We start from the raw sequence: 1,271 nt of genomic DNA, 5'->3' as shown, positions 1-1,271 counted from the left end.
GGATGAACACTTACATTCACATCATCCGTTGCTGAACAGCCATTGGCGTCTGTTACCACTACTGAATAATTACCGCTTGTATTTACTGTGATGGTCTGAGTGGTTGCACCATTTGACCACAAATAGGTAGCTCCTGCATTGCCGGCATCCAAAGTAATGGTTCCACCAGCACAGGTTTCCTGGTCTGTTCCAAGATCCACAACAGGATTAGGATGAACACTTACATTCACATCATCCGTTGCTGAACAGCCATTGGCGTCTGTAACAACTACTGAATAATTCCCGCTTGCATTTACTGTGATGGTCTGAGTCGTTGCACCATTTGACCACAAATAGGTAGCTCCTGCATTGCCGGCATCCAAAGTAATGGTTCCACCAGCACAGGTTTCCTGGTCTAAACCAAGATCCACAACAGGATTAGGGTGAACCGTGACATTCACATCATCCGTAGCTGAACAGCCATTAGCGTCTGTTACCACTACTGAATAATTACCGCTTGCATTTACTGTGATGGTCTGAGTGGTCGCACCATTTGACCATAAATATGCTGCTCCTGCATTGCCGGCATTTAAGGTGATAGTATTTCCATCACAGGTTTCCTGGTCTAATCCAAGATCTACAACAGGGCTTGGATGAACCGTTACATTCACATCATCAGTCGATGAACAGCCATTGCCATCGGTTACAACTACTGAATAGTTTCCTGATGTTGATACTGTGATGGTTTGAGTGGTCGCTCCATTTGACCATAGATAGGTTGCTCCTGCATTGCCGGCATCTAAGGTGATAGTATTTCCATCACAGGTCTCCTGATCTAATCCAAGATCTACAACAGGATTTGGATGAACTGTTACATTCACATCATCCGTTGCTGAACAGCCATTAGCGTCTGTAACAACCACTGAATAATTACCGCTTGCATTTACTGTGATGGTCTGAGTGGTCGCACCATTTGACCACAAATAGGTAGCTCCTGCATTGCCGGCATCCAAAGTAATGGTTCCACCAGCACAGGTTTCCTGGTCTGTTCCAAGATCCACAACAGGATTAGGATGAACACTTACATTCACATCATCCGTAGCTGAACAGCCATTGGCGTCTGTAACAACTACTGAATAATTACCGCTTGTATTTACTGTGATGGTCTGAGTGGTTGCACCATTTGACCACAAATAAGTAGCTCCTGCATTGCCGGCATCCAAAGTAATGGTTCCACCAGCACAGGTTTCCTGGTCTGTTCCAAGATCCACAACAGGATTAGGATGAACACT

At 45.2% G+C, this 1,271-nt stretch carries 1 pseudogene; it reads right to left on the bottom strand.

Annotated elements, in window-relative coordinates:
• Window positions 1-1,271 (bottom strand): annotated as a pseudogene (locus BXY64_RS21270) (hypothetical protein); the annotation flags it as partial.

This window comes from Marinifilum flexuosum (genome assembly GCF_003610555.1).
GTDB lineage: Bacteria > Bacteroidota > Bacteroidia > Bacteroidales > Marinifilaceae > Marinifilum > Marinifilum flexuosum.
The sequence above is the reverse complement of the archived record's forward strand: the minus strand, read 5'-3'. Positions and strand labels throughout refer to the sequence as shown.